This is a genomic window from Vibrio amylolyticus, from assembly GCF_023145695.1.
Taxonomy (GTDB): domain Bacteria; phylum Pseudomonadota; class Gammaproteobacteria; order Enterobacterales; family Vibrionaceae; genus Vibrio; species Vibrio amylolyticus.
On record NZ_JAJHVV010000002.1, the window covers coordinates 169,383 to 193,091 of the forward strand.

Genomic DNA, 23,709 nt, shown 5'->3' on the forward strand with positions numbered 1-23,709 from the left:
TTATTTCTCTCCCGTTGTAGAAACAAAGTGCTTATATTGATTGATAATGGCGAGCAAGTACCATGCTCCGTGTGGGATCCATTGTTCACCCCAACGCCAGTTTTGTAGCATGTCATCCTTTTGGCCGTCAGGGTTGAAGGCGATGTCTTGTTCGTTCTCAAAGCCAGCGGTGATGCCGTTACAGACTCCGCCCTTGGCATTGAAAAATCCTAAGTGAGGTAGATAATCTGGGTTGTTGTGACCATGTCCGTCAAGCATGCACATGTCATATGGGTTAAGCCCAATAATCCAGTTAAGAGCGTTTTGTGCATAGTGATTAAGTTGTTGTTTTAAATCACTATCATCTAGGTGATGTTGAGCCATCAATGCCATGCTAGAGAGTGAGCCTAAACGCGCGTTCTCACCTTGCCACCAGTAACCAGATTCATTCTTTTGAGCAACAAAAAAGGCGTCACGTTTGTCACCATCGACTGACTTAACATACTGGCGCGGGTAGCCAAATGGGTTGGCAACTTTGGCACTGACTTCCAGTTCAAACTGACAGGCAGAATGGATAACTTGTTTAGTCTGGCTAATAAGTTCAGAGCTTGTTTCGATTTGTAGATACTCACAAAGTGCGATGACAGGCAGTCCAGCCTCTGCGGCATGATAGTAAGGTCTTGAACCGTCTTCATTCGCGGCCCAAAAGTTTGCAATATTTTGGTCTGACTGCTGTCGAGCAGTGAGTCGTTTTGCCCACAGTCTCGACTCAATTAAATAATCGTCGTTGCTGGTGGCTTTGAAAAGCTCAATCGTTGCAAGCAGTGCACAGTACTCATCAATGATGTTTTCTTGATTATCATTTAGGTATTGCGTGTTGAACTCTTTTAAATGCCAGTAACCCGATTCGGCTACCTTTAGATACTCTGCTTGGGTATATTCACCGTGCACATCTAATCGTGATGCAGCCGCTAGAGCGGCAATTGAAATGCCTCCGCCTTGGCGAAAGCCAGCTTGATAATCGTCACCCTTGTGACCATCTTGAGTCTCATAGGCACAAATATCGCGCTGATTGATGTCTTTGCTCCACTTGTCAAAGACAGTCATGTAAAAAAATCCCTCAGAGTTTTGCATCCGAACTAAAAAGTCAGCACCAAACAAAGCCTCTTCCTTAAGGCGAGTGCGAGAAAATGGAGCAAAACCTGAGTGATTTTCTAAAAGTGTTAATCCTTTCAGCATGTTCCATACCACTATTGGTATTTGCTGAGGATTTAAGTAGTTGGCGTATGAGAGATGACTTAAGTATTTACTCACATCACCAGAAGCATCGTACCAGCCGCCATGCACGTCGGCAGTGACATTTGTGCCTAGCAGCGGTACTTGCTTGTCTTGCTGATCATAAATTCCACCACAACGCTGTGATTTGAAGTAATGCAGAAGGTCTGAGAAGGTTCTTTGCATTAGAACACCTTCAGAAACCTCAAAGTTCTCTGAGCGAGTCTCTTCAAATTGAAGGTAGTAGTGACCGGGAGTATTCCACTGTGAAAAGTCAACGGTGTAAAAGTAGCCTTGATGCCACTGTGCACAGCTTTGCCCTTCACTGACGGTAAGAGATAAAACGACTTGATGATTGTCTGCACGAACTAATGTTGCGTCCATCGAAGAGAGCGTGGCCGCTTTCGTCATGATGATGGCTTGCTTAGTTCCCTGCGTTTCATAACCAATGTGGTTAGTGAGTAACTGCATCAAATATCTCCGAATTTATTATGATTATTATGGATTTTAAACTAGAGCCTGATGTGCTCATCGGGCTCTAGGTAGTACGTGTTGATTAAGATTCAAATAAGTAACAGCGAACGAAGTGGTTCTCAGAAAGCTGAGTCACATCAGGTAGACGCTCGCTACATTTTGCTGTTGCATGAGTACAGCGACCTGCAAATGGACAGCCTACAGAAGCTGGTGTCCAAAGAGGAATCTCGCCTTTGTTGCCTTCAAGCTTGGTATGAATCGATTTACTTGGATCTGGTACGGCAGAAATAAGTAGCTTGGTGTATGGGTGTTGTGGGTTTGCGATCACTTCATCAGTGTCACCCCATTCAACCATGTGACCGACGTACATCACGGAAATATCTTCGGCAATGTATCGAGCGGTTGCGATATCGTGCGTGATGTAGAGAAGAGACATCTGTTTTTCAAACTTCATCTCTTCCATCAAGTTAAGAACGCCTGCACGGATAGAAACATCAAGCATAGAGGTCGGCTCATCAGCCAAAACCACTTCAGCACCTACAGCAATGTTACGTGCTAAGTTCACACGTTGACGCTGACCACCAGAAAGTTGGTGTGGGAATTTCGCCGCTGTTTCTTTTGGCGGGATTAGCCCTACTTGCTCTAGAAGGCTGTATACACGTTCTTCTAGTTCTTTTTTATTTCCTGGCGTTACTTTTTTGTGGATCAATAGTGGACGTGCAATATGGTGGAAGATGTTGTGCGTTGGGTTTAGAGAACCAAACGGGTCTTGCCACACCATTTGTACGCCTTCGCGATAGTGCATGAGGTCTTTTTTCGCTGTGATATCTTGAATATCACGTCCTTTGTACTCAATAAGACCATCTGTTGGCGCGTACATTTTTGCGATCATTTTTGCTGTTGTAGATTTACCAGAACCTGATTCACCTACCACGGCTAGGCCTCGGCCTTTATACATTTTGAAAGATACGTCGTTAATCGCACGCATTCTTGACTGTTGAATGGCGTTACTGTTAAGAGGGAAGTCTTTAACGACATTTTTCCCTTCGATTAGTAACTCACCGTACTGTTTGCTCATAGTTGTCTCCAGAAACTTTCTTATTGTTTTATCTTTAACTGCTTAAACTTTAGCTTGAGCAATAGGTTCACCATAAAGGTGACAGTTTGATAAACGATTAGGCTCTATTTGACGTAAGGTTGTTGGTACCTTTGTACATGCCTCGTGAACGCGATCACAGCGAGCTTGGAAGCGGCAACCTTGTGGAATTTCCAATAGGTTTAATGGGTTACCAGGTATACCTGTCAGTTTTGTCTTAGGGCCAATTAATGGAGGGAAAGAGCTTGATAGACCCTTAGTGTAAGGGTGATAAGGACTTTCCAATATCTGTTTAGATGGCGCGACTTCAATCAGCTCACCCGAATACATGATGCCAATACGGTCAGAGAACTCGACCATCAGTGAAATGTCATGCGTGATGAACAAGATAGAGAAACCAAACTCATCTTTTAATGCATAGATCTTTTGTAGGATCTCACGTTGAACAACCACATCGAGTGCTGTTGTTGGCTCATCCATGATGATCATCTTAGGATTAAGCGCTAGAGCAATCGCGATAACTAAACGCTGACGCATACCACCAGAGAACTGGTGAGGGTAGTCGTGCAAACGGCTTGGGTGAATATCAACGATTTCCAGTAGTCCTTCAGCGCGGCGAACTGCCTGCTCACGCGTCATGTTAGTGTGTCGCATGATGACGTCGCAGAACTGATCTTCCATGGTAAGAACTGGGTTCAGTGCGTTCATTGCGCTCTGGAATACCATTGACATCTCGCTCCAGCGAAATGCTTGCATACGATCATCACTGTATTTCAGGATATCTTCGCCATTGAAGATTACCTCACCACCAGTGATAAATGCTGGCGGCTTGTGAAGACGCATAAGCGAGAAGGCGACGGTTGATTTACCACAACCAGATTCACCAGCAAGGCCAAATACCTCACCTGGGGCAATATCAAAGCTTACATTGTTACAAGCTCGAACATCGCCAGCATCTGTGATGTAGTCTACGCAAAGGTTACGGATAGAAATTAGTGGTTCAGTCATGATTATTTATCTCCGCTCCAAAGTGCGTTTTGTGGTGGAAGGTCTGGTGTACGCTCTTCTTTATCTTGCTTCGCAAGCTTTTTCCAACGCTTCATACCTTTATGAGAACGCAACTGAGGGTTTGCAATTTCATCGACCGCGAAGTTAAGCAGTGCAAGACCAGTTACTAGAATTGTTAGGGCTAAACATGGAGCTAATAATTCCCACCAAGCGCCAACAAGCATTGAAGAAGAGGCTTGTACGTTGTACAGCATGATGCCCCAACTGATGGTATTTGGGTTACCAAGACCAAGGAATGATAATGTTGCTTCCATCATGATGGCGTACATTACTGACCCAATGAAGCTTGCACCAACGATAGAGATAAGGTTAGGAAGAATCTCAACGAAGATGATACGGAATGAAGATTCACCCAATACTTCTGCTGCTTTAACAAACTCTTTCTCACGCAGCGCTAGTGTTTGGGAACGTACAACCCTTGCCCCCCAAGCCCAGGACATAAAGCCTATCACCAAGGTTATGGTTAATGGCCCTGCCTCACCGATAAATGCAGCGACAACAAAGAGCAGAGGAATTTGAGGGATAACTAGCATGATGTTCATCGCGGCAGTTAGGACGTCATCAATACGTCCGCCAAAGTAACCCGCGGATACACCAATGATAGTTGCTAGCACACATACTGTGATACCCGCACCGAAACCAACAGCCAGAGATACTCGTGCGCCATAAGCGACTTGAGACCAAACATCACGACCCATACGAGACGTCCCTAGTACGTGATCCGCCTTTTTAGACATGATCAATGTACGGCGATTGTCTGCTAGGTTTTCAGCAATCCAGCCGTCAGGGCTAGCTTTTGCCGCTTTTACAATAAAACTAGGGTACTCGTGTGGGTTACCAGTACGCTTGTCTGGAGCATGCTTAGTAATTAATGGCGCTGCAAGAGCAATGAAAATAAACACCGCTAGGATAATGACACCAGCTAGCGCCATTGGGTTACGCCAGATTAATTTTGCGAATTCTTTCATGATTATTTACCACCCTTACGTAGGCGAGGGTCTAGAACAACGTAGAGCATGTCCGCTAACAAGTTAAAGAACAGCATAAACAGCGTCATAATAAGTAGTTGACCTTGTAGAACTTGATAGTCACGTGCGTTAATAGCATTAAGAAGTACGCTACCAAGACCTGGGTAGTTGAAGATGATCTCAACGATTAACTGACCGCCAATGGCCATACCAAGAGCCATAGAGAGGGCCGTAACACTTGGAAGTAGTGCGTTTCGTGCTGCGTAGTTAAAGACTATGCGGTTTTCGCTAAGGCCCTTACCTTTTGCCATGGTGATATAATCTTCAGCAAGAAGGTTAATCATGTTGTTACGCATGTTTACTAGGAAGCCACCAATTTGAACGATAGTTGCACAGAAAAGAGGAAGCACGGCGTGTTTAGCTACATCAACGATAAAGGCCCAACTTGTCCAGTCTGGGACGGTACCTGGTGTATAGGCGTAGCCGGTTGGGAACCAGCGTAAGCCGATGGCAAACGTAAATAGTGTCAGCATTGCAATAACAACGGGAGGTACAGCTTGCAAAATTAGCATTCCCGGAGTGATGAACGTATCGTACTTACTGCCTCGTTTCCACGCAGCAAAGATACCTAGAACAGAGCCAATAGAGAATGAAAGGATAACGGCACTACCTGCTAGGAATAGTGACCAACCAAAAGCGCCACCAAGAAGGCTGTTTACGCTTAATGGGTAAAAAGCAATTGAAGTGCCTAGTTCCCAGCTAAGAATACTTTTGATGTAGGTTAGGTATTGGACATAGATTGGCCCATCTACAAAACCTAACAGTTGTTTCATTGCCTCGATACGCTCTGGAGTAACCTGCGTGGTTGCGTTAGCAAACATCATGGTAACTGGATCACCCGGCATAGCTCGAGGAATAATAAAATTGAGTGTTGCAGCAACTAAAAGCGCAACCAAATAAAATGACAAACGTCTTAAAAAATAACCCATAACTCACACCTTACTCACCCAGATTGTTTCCCTGTTTCTGGTTTCAGGTCGCTCCTAGCGAAAATTTAGAGCGAAAAATCCCCTGACGACTAGCGCCATACTGTTTAATACAGAGTGGGGATTTTAATAGGCGACGCACGGAATGTACGTCGCTGGAAATGAACTTCTACTTACTTAACTGGTTTTAGGTCCAGTACGTGTAGTAGACGCTCAGGGATGCCAGCCCAAATGTTTGGACGGCCTTTAGCGTTATCTTCGTTCCACCAGCCAGTGAATCGAGTTGTATTGTATTGGTACATGTAAGCACCAGACATTACAGGAACGGTCACTTGGTCAGCAGCGATGATTTGCTGGATACCGTGAGCAATAGCAACCTGCTCATCTTTATCAGCTGTTTTGTAGAAGCTATCTAGAAGGTTATCTAGCTTAGGATTCTTGTAGTAGTGCATCGCGAAACGAGGCATACCATCACCATCTTGTAGTGAAGAGTTGTATGCGCTGTTCCAGTATAGGTGTGGATCTGCACCGTGGAAGTAGTTCGTGTAAGCTACATCGTAAGTCGCATCAAGCATAGCTTGGTTGTATACAGCGAAATCTGGAGTAGCTGCGCGAGCTTTGATGCCTACTTCGTTTAGTTGCTCTACTGCAAGTTGAACAGTGTTGTTGAAGTCAGTCCAGCCATTTGGAGATTGGATTGATAGTTCAAACGTTTTGCCAGTTGGAGTGTCAACGAAACCGTCGCCATTCACATCTTTAAAGCCAGCTTTCGCTAGAACGTCTTTTGCACCTTCAACGTTGTACGTGTTGAAACCTTGGTATTTCTTGTGTGTCTTCTCGTCAGACCAAGCTTCGAATGCGTAGCCAAGGCCAGATGCGAAGTCATTCACAGTACCGCCGCCGTAGAAAGCGATATCGATGATAGTTTGACGGTCAAGAGCCATAGAGAATGCACGACGGAAATCAACGTTGTTTAACGCTTCGTTTTTCGCTGCATCTGGGTTCTTGAAGTTAACGACAAATGCTTGTGTACCTGCTGGCGGGTACCAGTAGTGGTGATTTTCACTAGCTGCTGCATAAGTACGGTCGATGTCTGGTACGAATGAAGAAGTCCAGTCTAATTCAGAGTTGATGATTTGACCTAGAAGCTGGTCATTGTTCGCGATTTGTGGAACACGCAGACAGTCAACATCTAGGTTGTCAGCATCCCAGTAGTTCGGGTTAGCACACTGAATGTACAGTTGAGGAGTAAAGGTATCGATCTCAGTAAATGGACCTGTACCTACTGGGTTTTCGTTAGTGAACGTCGCTGGATCTTTCACATCTTTCCATACGTGCTCAGCAACGATAGGAACAACAGAAATTTCGTATGGTACGTTTGAGTTTGCTTCTGTTAGGCGGAAGCGAACTTTGTAATCGTTTAGTTTCTCAACACTTGTAACCCACTTGTTGATACCACGTTGGTCAAGTTCAGGTTTGTCCTTAAGAAGTGCATATGAGAATACAACATCATCAGCAGTGAACGACTCACCATCAGACCATTTTACGCCTTTACGAATATCAAAAGTTACGCTCATTAGGTCGTCAGACATGCTGAAACTTTCTGCAAGACGCATAACTGGAGTGTTACCGTGCATTTCGTTAAATACAACTAATGGCTCGTAGATGAAGTCTGAAGTTGTGTGTAGGTTCGTTGCTAAGTACGGGTTAAAGTTACGTACCATTGTTTGGTAGAAGTTTGGTACGACTGTTAGTTCACTGCGCTCAGCAGCAGTTGCTACTGATGCAAAACCCGTTGTTGCAGTTGCAATAATTGCAGTTGCGAGTACTGTTTTTTTTATATTGGCAAGCATAGCTGTTCCTTACTATTTGCTTTCGTTTCACTTATGGAAGGAATGTTATCAATTGATTAACACTCTCTAAGACCTACCTCCGTTCATCATTTATCAATCGGAGGAATCAATAAATAGGAGTGGCCTGTAGGCCTTAGGCACCCTAAGAAAACACCGTAACGACAAATTTAGCAATTACGATTCCCGTCAAATACGTTAAAACTACGTCACTTCACGTCATAAACGTTAAAAACCTTCCTTTGGTATGAGATTAGTTCATTATTTGAACGTGGATCTAGATCTCATTTTAACGTTTGCTCTGATGGTAAGTTAGTGATCACTACTCCTTTGTGCTTTTTGTTCATGGCGTCTTGGCTTGTATTTTGTATAGTGAGATCTGGTTCACTATGAGTGTTTTACGTCAATTTCATCGAGCAAATTTATTCTGACGATTTGTTGTGATTAAGTTCGCAAACTGGATGGATACATGAAAATCCTTGTCTGTATTTCACGATGAGAGCGGAATTTGTGCAGAATTTCACACGTTAAATAGTGCTGTGTTTAGCTTAATTTAGCTCGTGAAAGAACTGATTATGCAATCGGGATTTTGATTGATTTCACACAGCTGTATTGGCGAGATTAAGTTGTTTTTTAAGCCCTCGATTTTAACCTTCGACGTTGTTCTACTGATATTGAGAGAGGTTAATGATGGCTTTGAACGTGTTTGCGCTTCTGCGTCAGGGTCGTTGTGTATGCCTTAACGTTGCAAAGAGTGTTGATATCTTGGCTGTGTTTATACCTAACATTGAATAGAAGGTATGGGGCTTATCAGATGCTTTTAACTTATGAGAATGGTCGTAGGCTTAGAAAGGCTTAAGCCAAGTTGATCTATAATGTGCAATAAAAAGACCCGCATTAAACGGGTCTAATTAAGATGAAAATTGGGTGAGCGATACCTAGGCGCCAAATCTATATATTGTCAGTGCTAGCTAGTTAGGAGGTGTTGAAGCTTGTCACGTAGTGCGATGATATGAATACGTTCGGGCCCCTGTTCTTGGCAGTGATCTAAGATGTACTCAATAGAACTTAATACGGTTCTCCAACGAGGCGTTTTAGGCAGTGTCTCTTGGCGAAGATACTTATCGAGGGTTCTGGTCTGCAAGGTACTTCTGTCCAAGTAAACACGCCAAAGGCCACTTTGCTCAGCAAAAGCAAACTTACTTTGTCCCGTTACACGCTCCCAATACTCGATAGCGTTTGTCATCGCTTCCACTAGAACTTCCCGCATGACATCTTGCTTGGATTTATTCTCACCACCTACGCGGTCTGCAATTCGGGTAAATTCACCACCAAGCTCTTTAAGTAGCTGAAGCTTCTCTTTATCGCCTTCAAAAGCGTAGCTTGAGAGCGCTTCAACTGCTGTCTCAAGATTACCAATTCGCGCTGCATTAACGCTGCCACCAACATTGAAAATGTACATCGCTTTTAGCCCTGACTCCTCTGGGAGTTTGAGTATATCGGAAGAGATAGTTTGACGAATATCTTCGACATAAATATCGATGTTACCGCAGTGATGCTCAAGTTCCACCGTAAGATACTTAGGCGCAATCATCTCATCGGCCATGGAGCGCTTTAGTTGTTCAGGACTGCGTTTAAAGAGCTTGGAGGCGGCTTCATTAGCAAATCGAACCTTATTGTCTTCGCGCACACAGACAATGGCTTCTGGCGCAGACTCAAGCTGCTCAAGGAGTCGCCCTTGTGTCTCTAGCAAGCTCGCTTCAACCATGGCACGACGTTTTAACTCAACTTGCAGTTGAGAGTTCTCAATACGTCGTTTTTCCGCTTGGCTCGCTGATAGATGCGCCGTGATCCGAGCTGCCAGCTCTTGTTTATTAAATGGCTTTGATAGGTAGTCGTTGGCACCAGCCTCGAAGCCGCGAACACGATCATCGGTTTGGTTCAGTGCCGTCAGCATAATGATCGGTAGGGCAGAGTGGTCATATTGTTCACGAAGTTTTTCACACACACTGTAGCCTGAAAGGCCTGGCATCATAATGTCGAGTAGCAATAGTTCAGGCTTTTCCTTCTCTACAAGATCTAGAGTTTCATTGCCATCTTTTGCTGTTCTTACGCGATAGCCTTCCATGCGTAAAAAACTATCGAGAATGCGTAGATTAACTGGCTCATCATCAGCGACAAGAAGAAGCGGGCCTTGCGGGTTCTCTGGAAGGCTGCTTTGATCAGGAAGCACGACTTCATTTAAATCTGGCGCATGGAAATGATCGATTTCACCAAATCCTGCCGCTTCGATTTCTTGTTGCGACGCCAAAGGAAGGGTAAAGCTAAACGTCGTACCCACCATAGGTTGGCTGCTGACATAAAGAGAACCGTGCATAAGTTCAATTAATTGGCGACTAATGGATAGACCAAGCCCTGTACCTTGGCGGTAACGGCTAGAGTCACTACCCGCTTGAATCAATGGTTCAAAGATATGCTCTAGTTGATCTGAAGGGATTCCTTGTCCAGTATCAACCACTTGTACTCTAAGGTTATCATCAACCACATTGGCGGATATGACGATCTTACCTTCCGAAGTGTATTTAATTGCGTTGCCAACTAGGTTATACAGTACCTGCTCTAAGCGTTGAGGGTCAGCTGATACCCAAATTAGCTCATCAGGCACTTGGTTTATAATTCGAATTGGTTTATTACCAAGAAGGTGATTAGATAGTTCCAAAACCAACCGAGTTGCGCTGGAAAGATCAACAGCAGAGCATTGAATATCAAGGTTTCCGTAACGCATCTTGTGGTAGTCGAGTAAGTCATCTACTAAGGTAGCTAGACGCTGACCACTGCTGATAATGATATTTAATTGATATTTATGATCCGCTGTTATTGGCCCGTTGGCTCCAGAAACTAAAGACTCAGCAATGCCGACCATTCCATGTAGCGGAGTTCTTAATTCATGGGATGTCGTCGCTAGGAATTCATCTTTGAGCTTATTTGCAAGGTGAAGCTCTTCATTTTGTTTCTGAATTAGACTTAGGTTACTTTCAAGCTCTTTATTTTGCTCTTTAATGAGTTTCATTTTCTCACGAATGGAACGCTGCATTCGCTCAAAGCTAACAGCTAGGCGTCCTATTTCATCTTTGCGCTCAGTGTTGATCATGGTTTCATCAAGATCACCGGCTGATACTTTCTCCGCAGCCCAAGTGAGTTTAAGAAGTGGAGAGGTAATGAAATTGGATAAATAGTGCGAGGCAATTACAACCAATACCAGAGCGGTAAGCATGGCGATAACAAATAACTTCTTTAGCTGATGAACGCGGCTAAAGGCTTCTTTTTCTGGTACTTCAACGACGAGTGCCCAATTGATCTCTTTAAAAGATATCGGGCTATAGGCTGCAATTGTCTTTTCTTCCTCAGTATTGAAGTAGGTGCCAACTGAGCTACGGCCTTGAAGAGCAAAATCGATAACTTCTATGCTGGTGGCAATATCTTCGGTATTAAATGCCATTGATCGGCTTTGATGATCTTGCCCTACCAGTAGGGTTCTCATTGAGGAGTTTTTTTGGATATCCGCGATGAGTTTAGTGATCCCGTTATTTGGTAATCGGAACATCGCATAACTGTGTAAATAACCTTGTTGAATGATAGGCGCTCCAAGCCAAGCAACCGATTTTCCATCTGTTGACGAAAAGTCTGAGATAATAACCGGAGTGAAATCAGGGTTGGTTGCGTGCTTCTCTTTCACCGTCGCTTTTAGCTTCTGAAAGGTTTCACCTAAATTCCTATCTTTATATTTACCACTGACTAGATTCGTCCCGTAGTAATCATATTTATAGATTGAATAGGTAACGTTACCGGCTCTATCAACGAGCAAAATATCATCAAAATCAGAGCGCTTAAGCAGTTCTTGATAGGCCCAATGATAACGTTTATGTAGCAGTCGATATCGCTCACTGCCCATATAAGAGCTAGACTGGGGAAGAATCGACGTTCTTATTTGGTCACCAGAACCTTCAATGTAGCGTTGTTGTGCGTGTTCACGAGCCTGCACAATATCAAGCCCCAAGTTTTGAAAAGCATTGACTAAACCGTAGAATCGCCCGCCACTTGCATAAGCAAGTTCCGAACGAACAAAGCCCATTACTTCAGACTCATTGGCATAAAGATAATCGACGACTTGTTGCTGTTTGGTGTCACGTACCGATGTTAGGTGAGACGTACTTTGCTCTTGCAGATCTTTGGTGTGAGAATGAAGAAAAAACAGTGCAACGACTGTTAGTGGAGTGATACTAAGAACCAAAAAGGCCAACATTAACGTGTTTTGTAGGCGCTTGAATTTTTGTTTGCGATAAAACCTAAACATAATAAGACGTTACTTTCCCTGAGGCAGAGTGATGATGGTTAAAATCATCGAGCAAAGAAAAAACCATTAAAATGACAAAACTAACGAGTTTTTTTACTTTGACAAGTAAGTCTCTACTATTTCGTGTTCAAAGGCGCATAAAAGCGTGAATGCGCCTTGGGTTGATGCTCTTTTAGACAATGGTGGCTTAGTCTTTGCCAATATTAACGAAAACTACGCTTTGCATCCGGCATAGATAGCAAATTTATTGGTCTTATTTAGCGTCTCGCAATTACTAAAAGCTTGCTGAATAATAGGGATGTACTTTAAAAAACTATTGGCAACGATCAGTAGTTCGCCCTGTTTTTTGAGTTTTGTAGGCGCATCGGCGAGTAGCGTTTCTGTTGCGCTATAACTCGTATCGAGCCCTGAGTGGAAAGGAGGGTTACTGATAATAAATTGGTAATCATCGCTACAGTCGGAGTAGACATCAGAGGCAAAAACGTTTCCTTTTAGCCCATTAGCAAGAAGCGTTTGCTGGCTAGATGCGACGGCAAGAGCGCTAATATCACACATTTCCAAAGTGATATCTGGATTGGTTGTCGCCATGACAGTACCTAAAACACCGGCTCCACAACCAAAGTCGAGTACCTTGCCTTTAAGTTTAGGTAAGGTATCAAGAAGAAGTTTACTGCCAATATCAAACTCACCGTGGCTAAAGACACCAGGTAAACTCTTAATAATCAAATCTTGCTCGTTGTAGCTCACTTGATAAGTTTTGTACCAATCGTCTAATGAGAAAGGTTCGGGTTGCTCTGTACACTGCCCCCAATAAAATGAGCAACGTCTTGCCGAATCAAACTTGGTGATCGGGCCGTAAGGTTTGAACATTTTTTCAATGCTTCGAACCCCAGAGCGGTTTTCACCGATAACGATAATCTCAGTATCCTTACCAAGCTTGCTCATCAGCATGGAAAGTAAAAACTCGGCTTCTGCTTTCGCTTTTGGCCAATAGAGCAGCACCATATCGGCTTGAGTCTTCTCGGTAAACTCTGCACCGAAATAGCAGTTAAGTGCGGCATGAGGTTTTACCTGTCGGTAGTAACCATAGTTTGTAGTAAAGACAGAAACAGATTCGCAGTGTTCAACCAGTTCTAAAGGGAATAGATCTTCTGCTTCACCGGCAACAAGAACGTGCTTTCCCTCAAAGTAAGCGAGTTGACGTTGAGCGATTTGGCTAGGAGTAGTGTAAGCAGACATGGTTGAATTCAATAGTAAATAAATAGAGGGGTGATTTTCTCATAATCAGCCCCTCGCTAGAAGTGTTTATCTTCTCTTCTTTCTATTTAGCTAGCTATTATCTTGTTTGGTCAGGAAGCCTTTGAAATCCTCTTCGTAGATAGTAAATAGCACCATAGTGATAGCAAAAATAAGTGGACCGTAAATAAGGCCAATCAAACCAAATAGTTGGATGCCACCTAAGAGAGAGAAAAAGATCATTAGAGTGTTCATCCCCGCACTGCCTTGCATCAGTAACGGACGTAAAATGTTATCAATCGAACCAACAACAGCAATGCTCCAAATCGCTAGGAAGATAGCCCAGTTAACCTCACCGACTAGATATAAGTAGATGGTTGCAGGAATCCAAATCAATGCCGTTCCAACAACTGGAATGAAAGAAGCAAACCCCATCATGGTTCCCCAAAACAGTCCTGGGAAGCCAGCAAGCCACATGCCGATCCCGCCAGCAAAGCCTTGTGCGATTGCAGTAAGGAAGCTTCCCATCACAGCTGATTTTGAGACTTGCTCAATTTCATCTAAAAGACGATCTTCTTGGCTACGAGATAGCGGTAAAATATGACGAATAGCACCTATGATTTTGTCGTGATCGCGAAGCAAGAAAAACAGAACAAATAGCATCAAGAAAAAGTCCATTAGAAAATGCGTTGCATCACCTAAGATTTTAGCGCTTATTGAAACTAAGTTAGAGCCGAGAGATGTCGCGAACTGTCCCACTTTTGATGCAATTTCTTGGGGACTGATTTCATCAAAGGGAAGATAAGTATTAGCAAAAGCGAGCGCCTTAACGACCAATGGATGCTCTAGTAACGTATTAATTCCACCTTGAGTTACCCATTGATAGGTACTTTGAGAGAAGGTTGAGCCTTGCTGCACAATAGCGGCAAAAACGACCAAAAGCGGCAATACAATGATGAAAGTGAGAATAATGCATGAGAGCAAAGACACAGTATTTTTATGCTTAGGCAGTTTTCGTTCAAGCCAATCATGAATAGGGAACATGAGGAGTGAAATAATAAACGCCATGACGATCGAGTTTACATAAGGCTCTATGAGTAGATAGCAGGCATAGGCCGATGCGACAAGCGCCGCGATTAATACCCAATGACTTGAGTTAATTTTCATTCTATCGTTCACAGCGATAACCTAATTTGATATGTGTATAGAAACATAATGACGGTAAAACAAAATGTTATCAATGCACGAGCAATAGATATCACCTAAAGGAGTGGAGTGTGGGGTGGGGTGTTGTAATAAAGGGGATGATAATGAATGTTTAGAGCCAGAAACCCGTAAAAGAAGGAAGGTTTCCTTTAGCGCTTTTAAGTTCATCGTTGTGTTACTGGTTCTATTAATTGTTCTAAACTGGCAATAAAAAAGCGAGCTAAAGGTTAGCTCGCTTTGATTATTCTTAGATACAACGAGTGATTATGCTTCTTGAGCAAGAATCGCGAAACAACGGTCTGCCGCTTCTAGTGTTGCCTCAAGCTCTTTAGAGCCGTGTGCTAATGAAAGGAAGCTCGCTTCAAAAGCAGAAGGTGCAAGGTAAACACCGTGTTGAATCATCAGGTGGAAGAAACGCTTAAAGCGTTCGACATCACACTTAGTCACGTCTTCGTAGCAAGTAATAGTCTTTTGCTCTGTAAAGAAGAAACCAAACATACCGCCTACTTGATTCACTGCTAGAGGGATACCGTGTTTTTCGGCCAGTGATTTGAAGCCGTCAGCAATGTACTTTGTTTTGCTCGCAAGGCGCTTTTCATTACCTTCTTCTTTTAATAAGTTTAGACACGCTAAACCAGCTGCCATCGCGACAGGGTTACCAGACAGTGTACCCGCTTGGTATACAGGGCCTGTTGGGGCAATGTGTTGCATCACTTCTTTAGAACCACCGAATGCGCCGACGGGCATACCGCCACCGATAACCTTACCTAGCGTCGTTAGATCAGGTTTGATGTTGTAGTGTGCTTGTGCGCCACCTAAAGCAACACGGAATCCCGTCATCACTTCATCAAAGATCAGTAAGGCACCTTCTTGATCACAGATTTCACGCAGACCCTCGTGGAAACCTTCAACAGGTGGAATACAGTTCATGTTGCCCGCAACTGGCTCAACGATAATACAAGCAATCTCACCCTTGTTGGCGGCAAACAGCTCACGAACAGAGTCAAGATTGTTAAACGTTGCCGTTAAAGTGTGTTTAGCGAAATCTTCTGGAACGCCAGGAGAGCTAGGTTGACCAAGTGTTAGAGCACCAGAGCCCGCTTTTACTAAAAGGCTGTCAGCGTGACCATGGTAACAACCTTCAAATTTTAGAATCTTGTCACGACCGGTGTAGCCGCGCGCCAAGCGGATAGCGCTCATGGTTGCCTCTGTACCTGAACTCACCATACGAAGCTGCTCCATTGATGGAACAAGCTCAGAAACCAGTTCTGCCATGTTGATTTCAGTTTCAGTTGGCGCACCAAAGCTTAAACCACGTTGAGCGGCGTCAATAACTGCATCACGGATAGCACCGTGATTGTGGCCTAGAATCATTGGTCCCCATGAACCAACGTAGTCAATATACGCTTTACCATCAGCATCAAAAATCAAAGGACCATCTGCTCTTTCTACGAAAATAGGAGAGCCGCCAACACCGTTGAATGCGCGAACAGGTGAGTTAACACCACCTGGGATCGTTTGCTGTGCTTTTTGATAGAGTTCTGCTGATTTGGTCATCGGTACATCCTCGTTTGATTATTAGGACCAAGTTGACTGGCATTGTACCGATCCGAGTAAGAACTAGAAATCTTTTGCTGATTTTTCTGCCCTTTTTCACATCTTAATTACTTATTTTGCGGATTAATTTGGTGAAAAGTCGATTCGAAGCGAGGAATACTTGAACGATTAAGTCAGGTATTAGATAATCGAATGATTATTAAAAAAGATACACCCATTCCTTATTCAGTTGTCACATAATGAGCCGAACGGGGATTTACACGAAGTGAGAGAGGTCGTCGTGAGCGAAGTAAATGTACCATTGTCTTTTTCTGATGCAGCAGCAACACGTGTACAGACATTGATTTCAGAAGAAGAAAATCCAGCACTTAAACTACGCGTTTATATTACCGGCGGTGGTTGTAGTGGTTTCCAATACGGCTTTACGTTTGATGAAAATGTAAATGATGGCGATACAACGATCGTAAATAGTGGTGTAACTCTGGTTGTTGATCCAATGAGCTTACAGTACCTAGTTGGTGGTGTTGTGGATTATACAGAAGGGCTCGAAGGTGCGCGCTTCTTTATCGATAATCCGAACGCAACAACAACGTGTGGTTGTGGGGCATCGTTTAGCGTTTAGACTATTTTCATAATGTATAAATATGATGCTGCAGTTAGGTGATTGATCTAACTGCAACCCGCGAGTAAGGATGTATTGCGGGTAAAACAAAAAGGATGTTATATGCCCAACTTTCCCATTGCGCGCTTTTTTGGCCAGCGTCCATGGCTTGTCTCTTTAATTCTTATCATTCTCTTATCTAGCTGGCTTGGTTTAGGCTCTCTTAATGCAGAAGAAAGTACACCTAGTGAATCAAAACCCGATATTCCTTTAGCTAAAGTTGTGTATCAAACTTTTGTTGCCGAAAAAACCCCAAAAAGAATCGATCTTTATGGCAGAACTGCGCCTGATAAAAAAGCGCAGATTGGGGCTGAAATAGCAGGAAAGATAGAAAAGCTTAGTGTGCGTAAAGGTAGTGCTGTTAAAAAAGGGCAGTTAATCGCCTCCATTGATAAAGGCGATTTAGACATCCAACTTCAACGCGCAAAGGCGATGTTGAAAGTTCGTGAAAAAGAGTTTAATGCTGCTCAATCATTGAAAAAGAGAGGGTTGCAGGGCGAGGTGGCTTATGCAACCGCAGAGGCATCATTAGTTGAAGCAAAAGCGATGGTAAGGAATGTCAACGTTGCCTTAAGTAATACCCAAGTGACGGCTCCGTTTGCAGGCATTGTTGATCATCTATTTATAGAGCAAGGTGACTTTGTTGGTATTGGCGACCCTGTAGCTAAAGTTATTGATCTCAGTAAGTTAGTGATTGAAGCTGATGTTAGCGAGCGTCACATTCAAAAACTCACCGCCAATCAAACCGCTCAAATTCGTTTCATTGACGGAACGCTTATTGAAGGACAGCTTCGGTATATATCACGAGTCTCTTCATCATCAACAAATACCTTCCCAATTGAAATTGCCATCGCGAATCCGAATCAACACATACCGGCTGGGATAAGTGCTGAAGTAGAACTGACGCTCAATGAACAGTTAGCGGTGAAAGTGACGCCTGCAATGTTAGCGCTTGATGAAGTGGGCAACTTAGGGGTGAAAACACTAACGGATAATGTCGTGACGTTTGTACCGATTCAGTTAGTGAAAGCGGAACAAGATGGTGTTTGGCTGTCTGGTTTGGGTGATGAAGTGAATATTATCACTGTCGGTCAAGGCTTTGTCCGAGATGGAGACTCAGTAGAAGCCATCGAGTTCTCTGCTCAAGAACAATCTGTCGCTGAACAGTAGGAGGCAACCATGTATTCAATTATTGATGCAGCATTGTCTCGTACTCGAACAATGATAAGCCTGCTGATCCTAATATTAATTGCAGGTGCAGGCACGTACATTACGATTCCTAAAGAATCGAGCCCCGACATTACTATTCCTATCATTTATGTCTCAGTGGGTCACCAAGGCATATCCCCTTCGGATGCCGAGAGACTGCTGGTTCGTCCAATAGAGCAAGAGCTACGTGCGATTGAAGGCGTGAAAGAGATGACTTCTACGGCATCGGAAGGGCACGGTTCGGTAACGCTTGAATTTAATGTGGGCGCTGACTTAACTAAAGCGATGGCCGATGTTCGTGATGCGGTCGATTTGGCTAAACCTAAATTACCAGCTGATAGTGATGAGCCGACAGTTAATGAAGTCACGCTTGCTTCAGAAGAGCCCGCACTTTCCGTTGTTCTCTACGGTACGGTCCCAGAGCGTACGATCGTACAGATCAGTCGTCAGTTACGAGATAAACTGGAAAGCTACCGTCAAGTCTTAGAGGTCGATATCGCCGGCGATCGAGATGATATCGTTGAGATCATTGTCGATCCGCTATTGATGGAGAGTTATGGTCTTGATCAAGGTGACATCTATAACCTGATCGCTCTAAATAACAAAGTCGTTGCGGCTGGGTTTGTTGATACTGGTTATGGTCGATTTTCGGTCAAAGTTCCCTCGGTATTTGACTCATTAAAAGATGTCCTAGAGTTACCGGTTAAAGTTGATGGCAAGCAAGTGATCACTTTTGGTGACGTCGCAACGGTGAGACGTGCATTTAGAGATCCAGAAAGCTTTGCGCGCTTAGATGGCAAGTCTGCCGTTGTTTTAGATGTAAAAAAGAGAGCGGGTGAAAACATCATTGATACTGTTGCTCTCGTTAAAGCGGTATTAGTTGAAGCGCAGAAGCGCCCTGAGTGGCCAAATAATCTATTAGTCAAATACACCTGGGATCAATCGAAAGACGTGAAGCTGATGCTTAATGATCTGCAAAATAACATCCTCTCAGCCATCATACTGGTTGTGATCGTTATCATTGCGATCTTAGGTGTACGCACAGCTCTGTTAGTCGGAATTTCAATACCGGGCTCTTTTCTTACCGGGCTACTTGTTCTTTCACTATTTGGTTTAACCATCAATATTGTGGTGCTGTTCTCTCTGATCATGGCGGTGGGGATGCTGGTGGATGGTGCCATAGTCGTGACGGAATTTGCTGATAGGCGAATGCAAGAGGGGACGCCAAGAAGAGAAGCGTATCGAGATGCGGCTAAACGAATGTCGTGGCCGATCATTGCTTCCACTGCAACAACACTCGCAGCGTTTGCTCCACTGTTGTTCTGGCCAGACATAACTGGCGAGTTTATGAAGTACCTTCCTCTTACGTTGATTGCGACATTAGCCGCTTCATTAGTCATGGCATTGTTGTTTGTGCCAGTGCTTGGTGGGTTGATTGGTAAGCCACAAAACGTGACGACAGAAAGTCGCAAGAGAATGGTGGCGCTGCATGATGGTGATTTTGATAAAGCTCAAGGGTTTACCAAGCTCTATTACAACACGCTAGCGATTGCCATAAAGCACCCACTCAAAATTCTATTTGGTGCTATTCTCTTATCGATTAGCGTTGGTTTCACCTACTCTAAAGCGGGGTTAGGTGCCGAGTTTTTCCCTGAAGTCGATCCTCCATTCTTTACTGTTAAAGTTCGCTCGTTTGGAGATCTCTCGATTAACGAAAAAGATGTCATTATGCGTGAGATCGAAACAGTGATGCTGGATCATCCTGAGTTTGAAAGTGTTTACACTAAAACGGGGGGTACTGAAGAGATCGGTCAGATTCAAATTACTCCGGTTGAGTGGCAACACAGGCGTCGTGTTAAAGCGATCATTGAAGATCTTAAACTGGTTACCAATGAGTTTGCTGGTGTTGAGATCGAATATAAATTCCCTGATGCGGGCCCTCCAGTAGCGCATGATTTAGTCATTGAAATGTCGGCAAGAATCCCTGATCAATTAGATGAAGCGGCGAAGTTAGTTCGTCACTGGGCGGATAATAATCCTGCCTTCACTAATATCAGTGATACCTCAAGTAAAGAGGGGATCGATTGGCGAATAGATATTAGGCGTGATGATGCATCACGCTTTGCCGCTGACGCCACCTTAGTTGGTAATACGGTTCAATTTGTCACGAATGGATTAAAAATAGGTGATTACCTGCCCGATGACGCGAATGAAGAAGTGGATATTCTGGTGCGTTACCCAGAAGAGAAGCGAGATATTGGTCGATTTGATCAACTTCGAGTGAAAACAGCCATGGGGTTAGTACCTATTACTAACTTCGCGCAAATCGTTCCAGATCATAAACAAGATACGATCCGCCGTATTGATGGCAATCGCGTCATCAATATCATGGCCGATATTGGTGAAGGCTATAATCTAGCACTTGAGCTTCCTAAAATTGAGCAAGCGATCAGTGAGCTTGGTTTACCGTCTGGTGTTGAGTTTAAGATCCGTGGTCAAAATGAAGAGCAAGAGAACTCGTCAGCATTTTTACAAAATGCGTTTATTGTTGCGTTAGCGGTGATGGCGCTGATTTTGGTCACTCAGTTCAACAGTTTCTATCAAGCGTTTTTAATCCTCAGTGCAGTTCTGTTTTCTACTGTTGGGGTTTTTGCTGGTTTGATTATTTTCCAGAAGCCATTTGGTATTGTGATGTCGGGAATCGGTGTTATTGCACTTGCGGGTATTGTTGTGAATAACAATATCGTTCTAATAGACACCTTCAACCAGTTAGTCAAAAGAGGGCTTAGTCGCCAAGAAGCTATTTTACGAACAGGAGTTCAGCGTTTACGCCCAGTAATGCTAACGACCGTCACAACTATCTTAGGCTTACTGCCAATGGTATTGGAAATGAATATTGACCTGATTAACCAGAAAGTCGAGTTTGGTGCGCCTAGTACTCAATGGTGGTCTCAATTAGCAACCGCTGTTGCCGGAGGGTTAGCGTTCGCGACCGTTCTTACATTGGTTCTAACACCTTGCCTTCTGATGTTAGGTAAGAAACATAAGCTTGAAGAGAGTGAATCCAGCGTGATTAAAGAAGCAAGCAGCTAACAAATCACTTATCGCTTTCTGCATCAAAAAAAATGCCCATCGAAATGATGGGCATTTTTTATTTGGCCATGAATACTGTTATTGAGAATGGCGAGCGTAGAGCAATTCGCCATACCTATCTAATCTAGCGAGGCGTATTTCAGCATTTGCAATGAAGGTCGCCTTTGCTTTTCCTGTCAGTGATTTAGATTCAGGAAGCTTCACCGTTCTCGCATTCTTATGCACTCCGTTAACGAGGAATTCATAGTGCAGGTGAGGGCCTGTCACGCGCCCTGTTCCACCAAGCGTACCGATGGTTTGCCCTTGCTTAACTCTGTCACCGGTTTTCACTCTGCGTTTTTGGAGGTGAAGATACTTGGTAATGTAGGTATTACTATGGCGAATAAAGACATAGTTTCCGTTGAATTGGTTATAACTCGACTTTTGAACAATACCATCACCTGCCGCCCAGATTGGGGTTCCTACTGGCGCTGCGTAATCGGTACCTCGGTGAGCTCTAACCTTGCCTGTCACTGGGTGACGTCGAGTAGGGTTAAAGTTCGAGGTTACGCGTCTGAAATCAACTGGAGAGCGTAGAAATGCTTTTTTCATCGCTCGTCCGTTCTCGTCGTAATAGTTACCCGTGTTGTCGTCTAGAATGGCAGTAAAGGTGTCGCCTTGGTTACTAAAGATGGCCGCAATGATTTTACCTCGGCCAATTACTTCACCTTCAACAACTTGCTCTTGGTAAAGCATTCTAAATTCGTCACCGCTGCGAATGTCTAAGGCAAAGTCGATATCCCAGCCAAAAATTCCAGCCAGTTCCATAATTTGGTTTGCGGTTAAACCTGCATTAACACCTGCATTCCAGAAATTAGAGGTAATTTCAGCTTCTGCATAGTTGTATTGATACTGAAGCTCTTTTTTATCAAACGTTGAGTCATACCCATCGCCCGTCTTAGAGACAACAAACGTTTCATAAGCGCTAAGTTTTCGCTTGAGTTGAATAAGTTCATTTTTCTCATTAAAACCAAATTGAAAGACATCACCAGGTTTTATTCGAGTGAGCTGACGTTCAATATCTTTATTAGTGGTAGTTAATTGATAGAGAAGGCGAGAAGAGAGCCCAAGACGTTGGAACAGTATTGCAGCACTTTCCCCTGAACCAATGGTGTGTTTTTCCCAACGTAACCCTGCAAGTGGCGAAATCGACGTACCGGGAGAAAGCGCTTCTGCGTTAATAGTCAGTGGGTAGTGGCGACCTATTTCATAGGTGCTTTTTTCCTGACGAAGATCGTTAGGGTCGGGCAGAAAGAAAAGAGCAATAGTGATAATCGCACTAAAAAAAGCGATAAGTGCGCGATGAACCCATGGAAGACGATTAAAAATAGACAGCATTTTAGCGTTCGTTCTATAAAAGTGAATAAAATAGCTAGCCGTTTAGTCTAACTGGTTTCAAAACACATCGCTATTCGCGTAAGATGGCAAACTATAAAATTTTTGCCAAATCTGTGGGAGTGAACAAGAATGGCGAGTATCGAAGCTGCATTGGCAGAAATAAAACGTGGTGTTGACGAATTAATTCCAGAAGAAGAGTTAATTGCTAAGTTAAAAGAGAACCGTCCACTAAAAATTAAATTAGGTGCCGATCCAACGGCTCCAGACATCCACTTGGGCCACACAGTTATTTTAAATAAACTGCGCACGTTCCAAGAGCTAGGCCATGACGTTACTTTCTTGATTGGTGACTTCACTGGTATGGTTGGCGACCCAACGGGTAAGAACACCACTCGTCCGCCACTGACTCGCGAAGATGTACTTCGTAATGCGGAAACGTATAAAGAGCAAGTATTCAAAATTCTAGATCCTGCGAAGACAAAGATTCAGTTTAACTCTGAGTGGTTATCTGAGCTGGGTGCTGAGGGTATGATCCGTCTTGCTTCAAACTCTACGGTTGCTCGTATGCTTGAGCGTGACGACTTCAAAAAGCGTTACTCAGGTGGGCAGCCGATTGCGATTCATGAGTTCATGTACCCACTTCTTCAAGGTTATGATTCAGTTGCAATGGAAACGGATGTTGAGCTTGGTGGTACTGACCAGAAGTTCAACCTATTAATGGGACGTGAACTTCAAAAAGGTCACGGTCAAAAACCTCAAGTTGTTTTGACGATGCCTCTGCTTGTTGGCCTAGATGGCGAGAAGAAGATGTCTAAGTCGGCGCACAACTACATCGGTGTAAGCGATGCACCAAATGACATGTTTGGTAAAATCATGTCTATCTCTGACGTATTGATGTGGAGCTACTACGAGCTTCTTTCTTTCCGTCCATTAGAAGAGATTGCTCAGTTTAAAACTGACGTTGAAGCGGGTAAGAACCCTCGTGATGTGAAAGTGCTTTTAGCAAAAGAGATCATTGCTCGTTTCCACTCTGAAGCGGATGCTGATGCTGCAGAGCAAGAGTTCGTTAACCGTTTTGCTAAGAACCAAATTCCTGATGATATGCCAGAATTCACATTTGATGCAGGTCTACCAGTTAGTAACCTGCTTAAAGAAGCGGGCCTTTGTTCATCAACGTCTGAAGCGATGCGAATGGTTAAACAAGGCGCGGCTAAGATTGAAGGTGAAAAAGTAGCAGACGCTAAGTTTACACCTGAAGCGGGTACTTACGTATTCCAGGTTGGTAAGCGTAAATTTGCTCGTATCACGATTGCTTAATCA

Annotated in this window: 15 protein-coding genes; 4 read left to right on the forward strand and 11 right to left on the reverse strand. The window is 43.8% G+C overall.

Annotated features, from left to right (window positions below; genetic code table 11):
• The 10 genes from KP803_RS03755 to hemL all read right to left on the reverse strand — a co-directional run bounded on the left by KP803_RS03755 (position 1) and on the right by hemL (position 16,049).
• A complete protein-coding gene (locus KP803_RS03755; RefSeq protein ID WP_248007497.1) occupies positions 1-1,725 on the reverse strand; it encodes a glycoside hydrolase family 9 protein in 1,725 nt (574 codons plus the stop codon).
• Positions 1,726-1,810: 85 nt separating this feature from the next.
• Complete coding sequence (locus KP803_RS03760; protein ID WP_248007498.1) at positions 1,811-2,806, reverse strand: ABC transporter ATP-binding protein; 996 nt, start codon at positions 2,804-2,806, stop codon at positions 1,811-1,813.
• 42 nt (positions 2,807-2,848) lie between these two features.
• Complete coding sequence (locus KP803_RS03765) at positions 2,849-3,832, reverse strand: ABC transporter ATP-binding protein (RefSeq protein ID WP_248007499.1); 984 nt, start codon at positions 3,830-3,832, stop codon at positions 2,849-2,851.
• A 2-nt stretch (positions 3,833-3,834) separates the two neighbouring features.
• Positions 3,835-4,860: an ABC transporter permease gene (locus KP803_RS03770; protein WP_248007500.1), complete on the reverse strand. Its 1,026-nt coding sequence runs from the start codon at positions 4,858-4,860 to the stop codon at positions 3,835-3,837.
• A gap of 2 nt (positions 4,861-4,862) precedes the next feature.
• Positions 4,863-5,849 (reverse strand): ABC transporter permease, encoded by a 987-nt coding sequence (locus KP803_RS03775; protein ID WP_248007501.1) that lies wholly within the window; start codon positions 5,847-5,849, stop codon positions 4,863-4,865.
• Positions 5,850-6,019: 170 nt separating this feature from the next.
• On the reverse strand, positions 6,020-7,699 hold the full coding sequence (locus tag KP803_RS03780) for an ABC transporter substrate-binding protein (protein WP_248007502.1): 1,680 nt from the start codon (positions 7,697-7,699) through the stop codon (positions 6,020-6,022).
• A 964-nt stretch (positions 7,700-8,663) separates the two neighbouring features.
• Positions 8,664-12,050: an ATP-binding protein gene (locus KP803_RS03785; RefSeq protein WP_248007503.1), complete on the reverse strand. Its 3,387-nt coding sequence runs from the start codon at positions 12,048-12,050 to the stop codon at positions 8,664-8,666.
• A gap of 213 nt (positions 12,051-12,263) precedes the next feature.
• On the reverse strand, positions 12,264-13,289 hold the full coding sequence (gene rsmC / locus KP803_RS03790) for a 16S rRNA (guanine(1207)-N(2))-methyltransferase RsmC (protein WP_248007504.1): 1,026 nt from the start codon (positions 13,287-13,289) through the stop codon (positions 12,264-12,266).
• Between the two features lie 90 nt (positions 13,290-13,379).
• Positions 13,380-14,453 carry an AI-2E family transporter gene (locus tag KP803_RS03795; RefSeq protein ID WP_282437162.1) on the reverse strand — a complete coding sequence of 358 codons (1,074 nt, stop codon included), beginning with the start codon at positions 14,451-14,453 and terminating at the stop codon, positions 13,380-13,382.
• Positions 14,454-14,756: 303 nt separating this feature from the next.
• The gene (gene hemL, locus KP803_RS03800; RefSeq protein WP_248007506.1) at positions 14,757-16,049 is read right to left on the reverse strand and encodes a glutamate-1-semialdehyde 2,1-aminomutase; all 1,293 of its coding nucleotides are present in this window, start codon (positions 16,047-16,049) and stop codon (positions 14,757-14,759) included.
• 280 nt (positions 16,050-16,329) lie between these two features.
• On the opposite strand from hemL, the gene erpA reads away from it, so the two are divergent.
• The 3 genes from erpA to KP803_RS03815 all read left to right on the forward strand — a co-directional run bounded on the left by erpA (position 16,330) and on the right by KP803_RS03815 (position 21,012).
• Positions 16,330-16,671 (forward strand): iron-sulfur cluster insertion protein ErpA, encoded by a 342-nt coding sequence (erpA, locus tag KP803_RS03805; RefSeq protein ID WP_248007507.1) that lies wholly within the window; start codon positions 16,330-16,332, stop codon positions 16,669-16,671.
• Between the two features lie 102 nt (positions 16,672-16,773).
• Positions 16,774-17,880 carry an efflux RND transporter periplasmic adaptor subunit gene (locus tag KP803_RS03810; RefSeq protein WP_248007508.1) on the forward strand — a complete coding sequence of 369 codons (1,107 nt, stop codon included), beginning with the start codon at positions 16,774-16,776 and terminating at the stop codon, positions 17,878-17,880.
• 9 nt (positions 17,881-17,889) lie between these two features.
• Positions 17,890-21,012 carry an efflux RND transporter permease subunit gene (locus KP803_RS03815; protein WP_248007509.1) on the forward strand — a complete coding sequence of 1,041 codons (3,123 nt, stop codon included), beginning with the start codon at positions 17,890-17,892 and terminating at the stop codon, positions 21,010-21,012.
• A 78-nt stretch (positions 21,013-21,090) separates the two neighbouring features.
• On the opposite strand, the gene shyC is transcribed toward KP803_RS03815, so the two are convergent.
• Positions 21,091-22,389, reverse strand: coding sequence for a peptidoglycan DD-endopeptidase ShyC (gene shyC, locus KP803_RS03820; protein ID WP_248007510.1), 1,299 nt, complete (start codon positions 22,387-22,389; stop codon positions 21,091-21,093).
• 129 nt (positions 22,390-22,518) lie between these two features.
• On the opposite strand from shyC, the gene tyrS reads away from it, so the two are divergent.
• Complete coding sequence (gene tyrS / locus KP803_RS03825; RefSeq protein WP_248007511.1) at positions 22,519-23,706, forward strand: tyrosine--tRNA ligase; 1,188 nt, start codon at positions 22,519-22,521, stop codon at positions 23,704-23,706.
• Positions 23,707-23,709 lie beyond the last annotated feature (3 nt).

Excerpts from the sequence above, each read along its gene's own strand:
- KP803_RS03755 (WP_248007497.1), bottom strand. The coding sequence starts at position 1,725 with ATGCAGTTACTCACTAACCACATTGGTTATGAAACGCAGGGAACTAAG.
- KP803_RS03760 (WP_248007498.1), bottom strand. The coding sequence starts at position 2,806 with ATGAGCAAACAGTACGGTGAGTTACTAATCGAAGGGAAAAATGTCGTT.
- KP803_RS03765 (WP_248007499.1), bottom strand. The coding sequence starts at position 3,832 with ATGACTGAACCACTAATTTCTATCCGTAACCTTTGCGTAGACTACATC.
- KP803_RS03770 (WP_248007500.1), bottom strand. The coding sequence starts at position 4,860 with ATGAAAGAATTCGCAAAATTAATCTGGCGTAACCCAATGGCGCTAGCT.
- KP803_RS03775 (WP_248007501.1), bottom strand. The coding sequence starts at position 5,849 with ATGGGTTATTTTTTAAGACGTTTGTCATTTTATTTGGTTGCGCTTTTA.
- KP803_RS03780 (WP_248007502.1), bottom strand. The coding sequence starts at position 7,699 with ATGCTTGCCAATATAAAAAAAACAGTACTCGCAACTGCAATTATTGCA.
- KP803_RS03785 (WP_248007503.1), bottom strand. The coding sequence starts at position 12,050 with ATGTTTAGGTTTTATCGCAAACAAAAATTCAAGCGCCTACAAAACACG.
- rsmC (WP_248007504.1), bottom strand. The coding sequence starts at position 13,289 with ATGTCTGCTTACACTACTCCTAGCCAAATCGCTCAACGTCAACTCGCT.
- KP803_RS03795 (WP_282437162.1), bottom strand. The coding sequence starts at position 14,453 with ATGAAAATTAACTCAAGTCATTGGGTATTAATCGCGGCGCTTGTCGCA.
- hemL (WP_248007506.1), bottom strand. The coding sequence starts at position 16,049 with ATGACCAAATCAGCAGAACTCTATCAAAAAGCACAGCAAACGATCCCA.
- KP803_RS03810 (WP_248007508.1), top strand. The coding sequence starts at position 16,774 with ATGCCCAACTTTCCCATTGCGCGCTTTTTTGGCCAGCGTCCATGGCTT.
- KP803_RS03815 (WP_248007509.1), top strand. The coding sequence starts at position 17,890 with ATGTATTCAATTATTGATGCAGCATTGTCTCGTACTCGAACAATGATA.
- shyC (WP_248007510.1), bottom strand. The coding sequence starts at position 22,389 with ATGCTGTCTATTTTTAATCGTCTTCCATGGGTTCATCGCGCACTTATC.
- tyrS (WP_248007511.1), top strand. The coding sequence starts at position 22,519 with ATGGCGAGTATCGAAGCTGCATTGGCAGAAATAAAACGTGGTGTTGAC.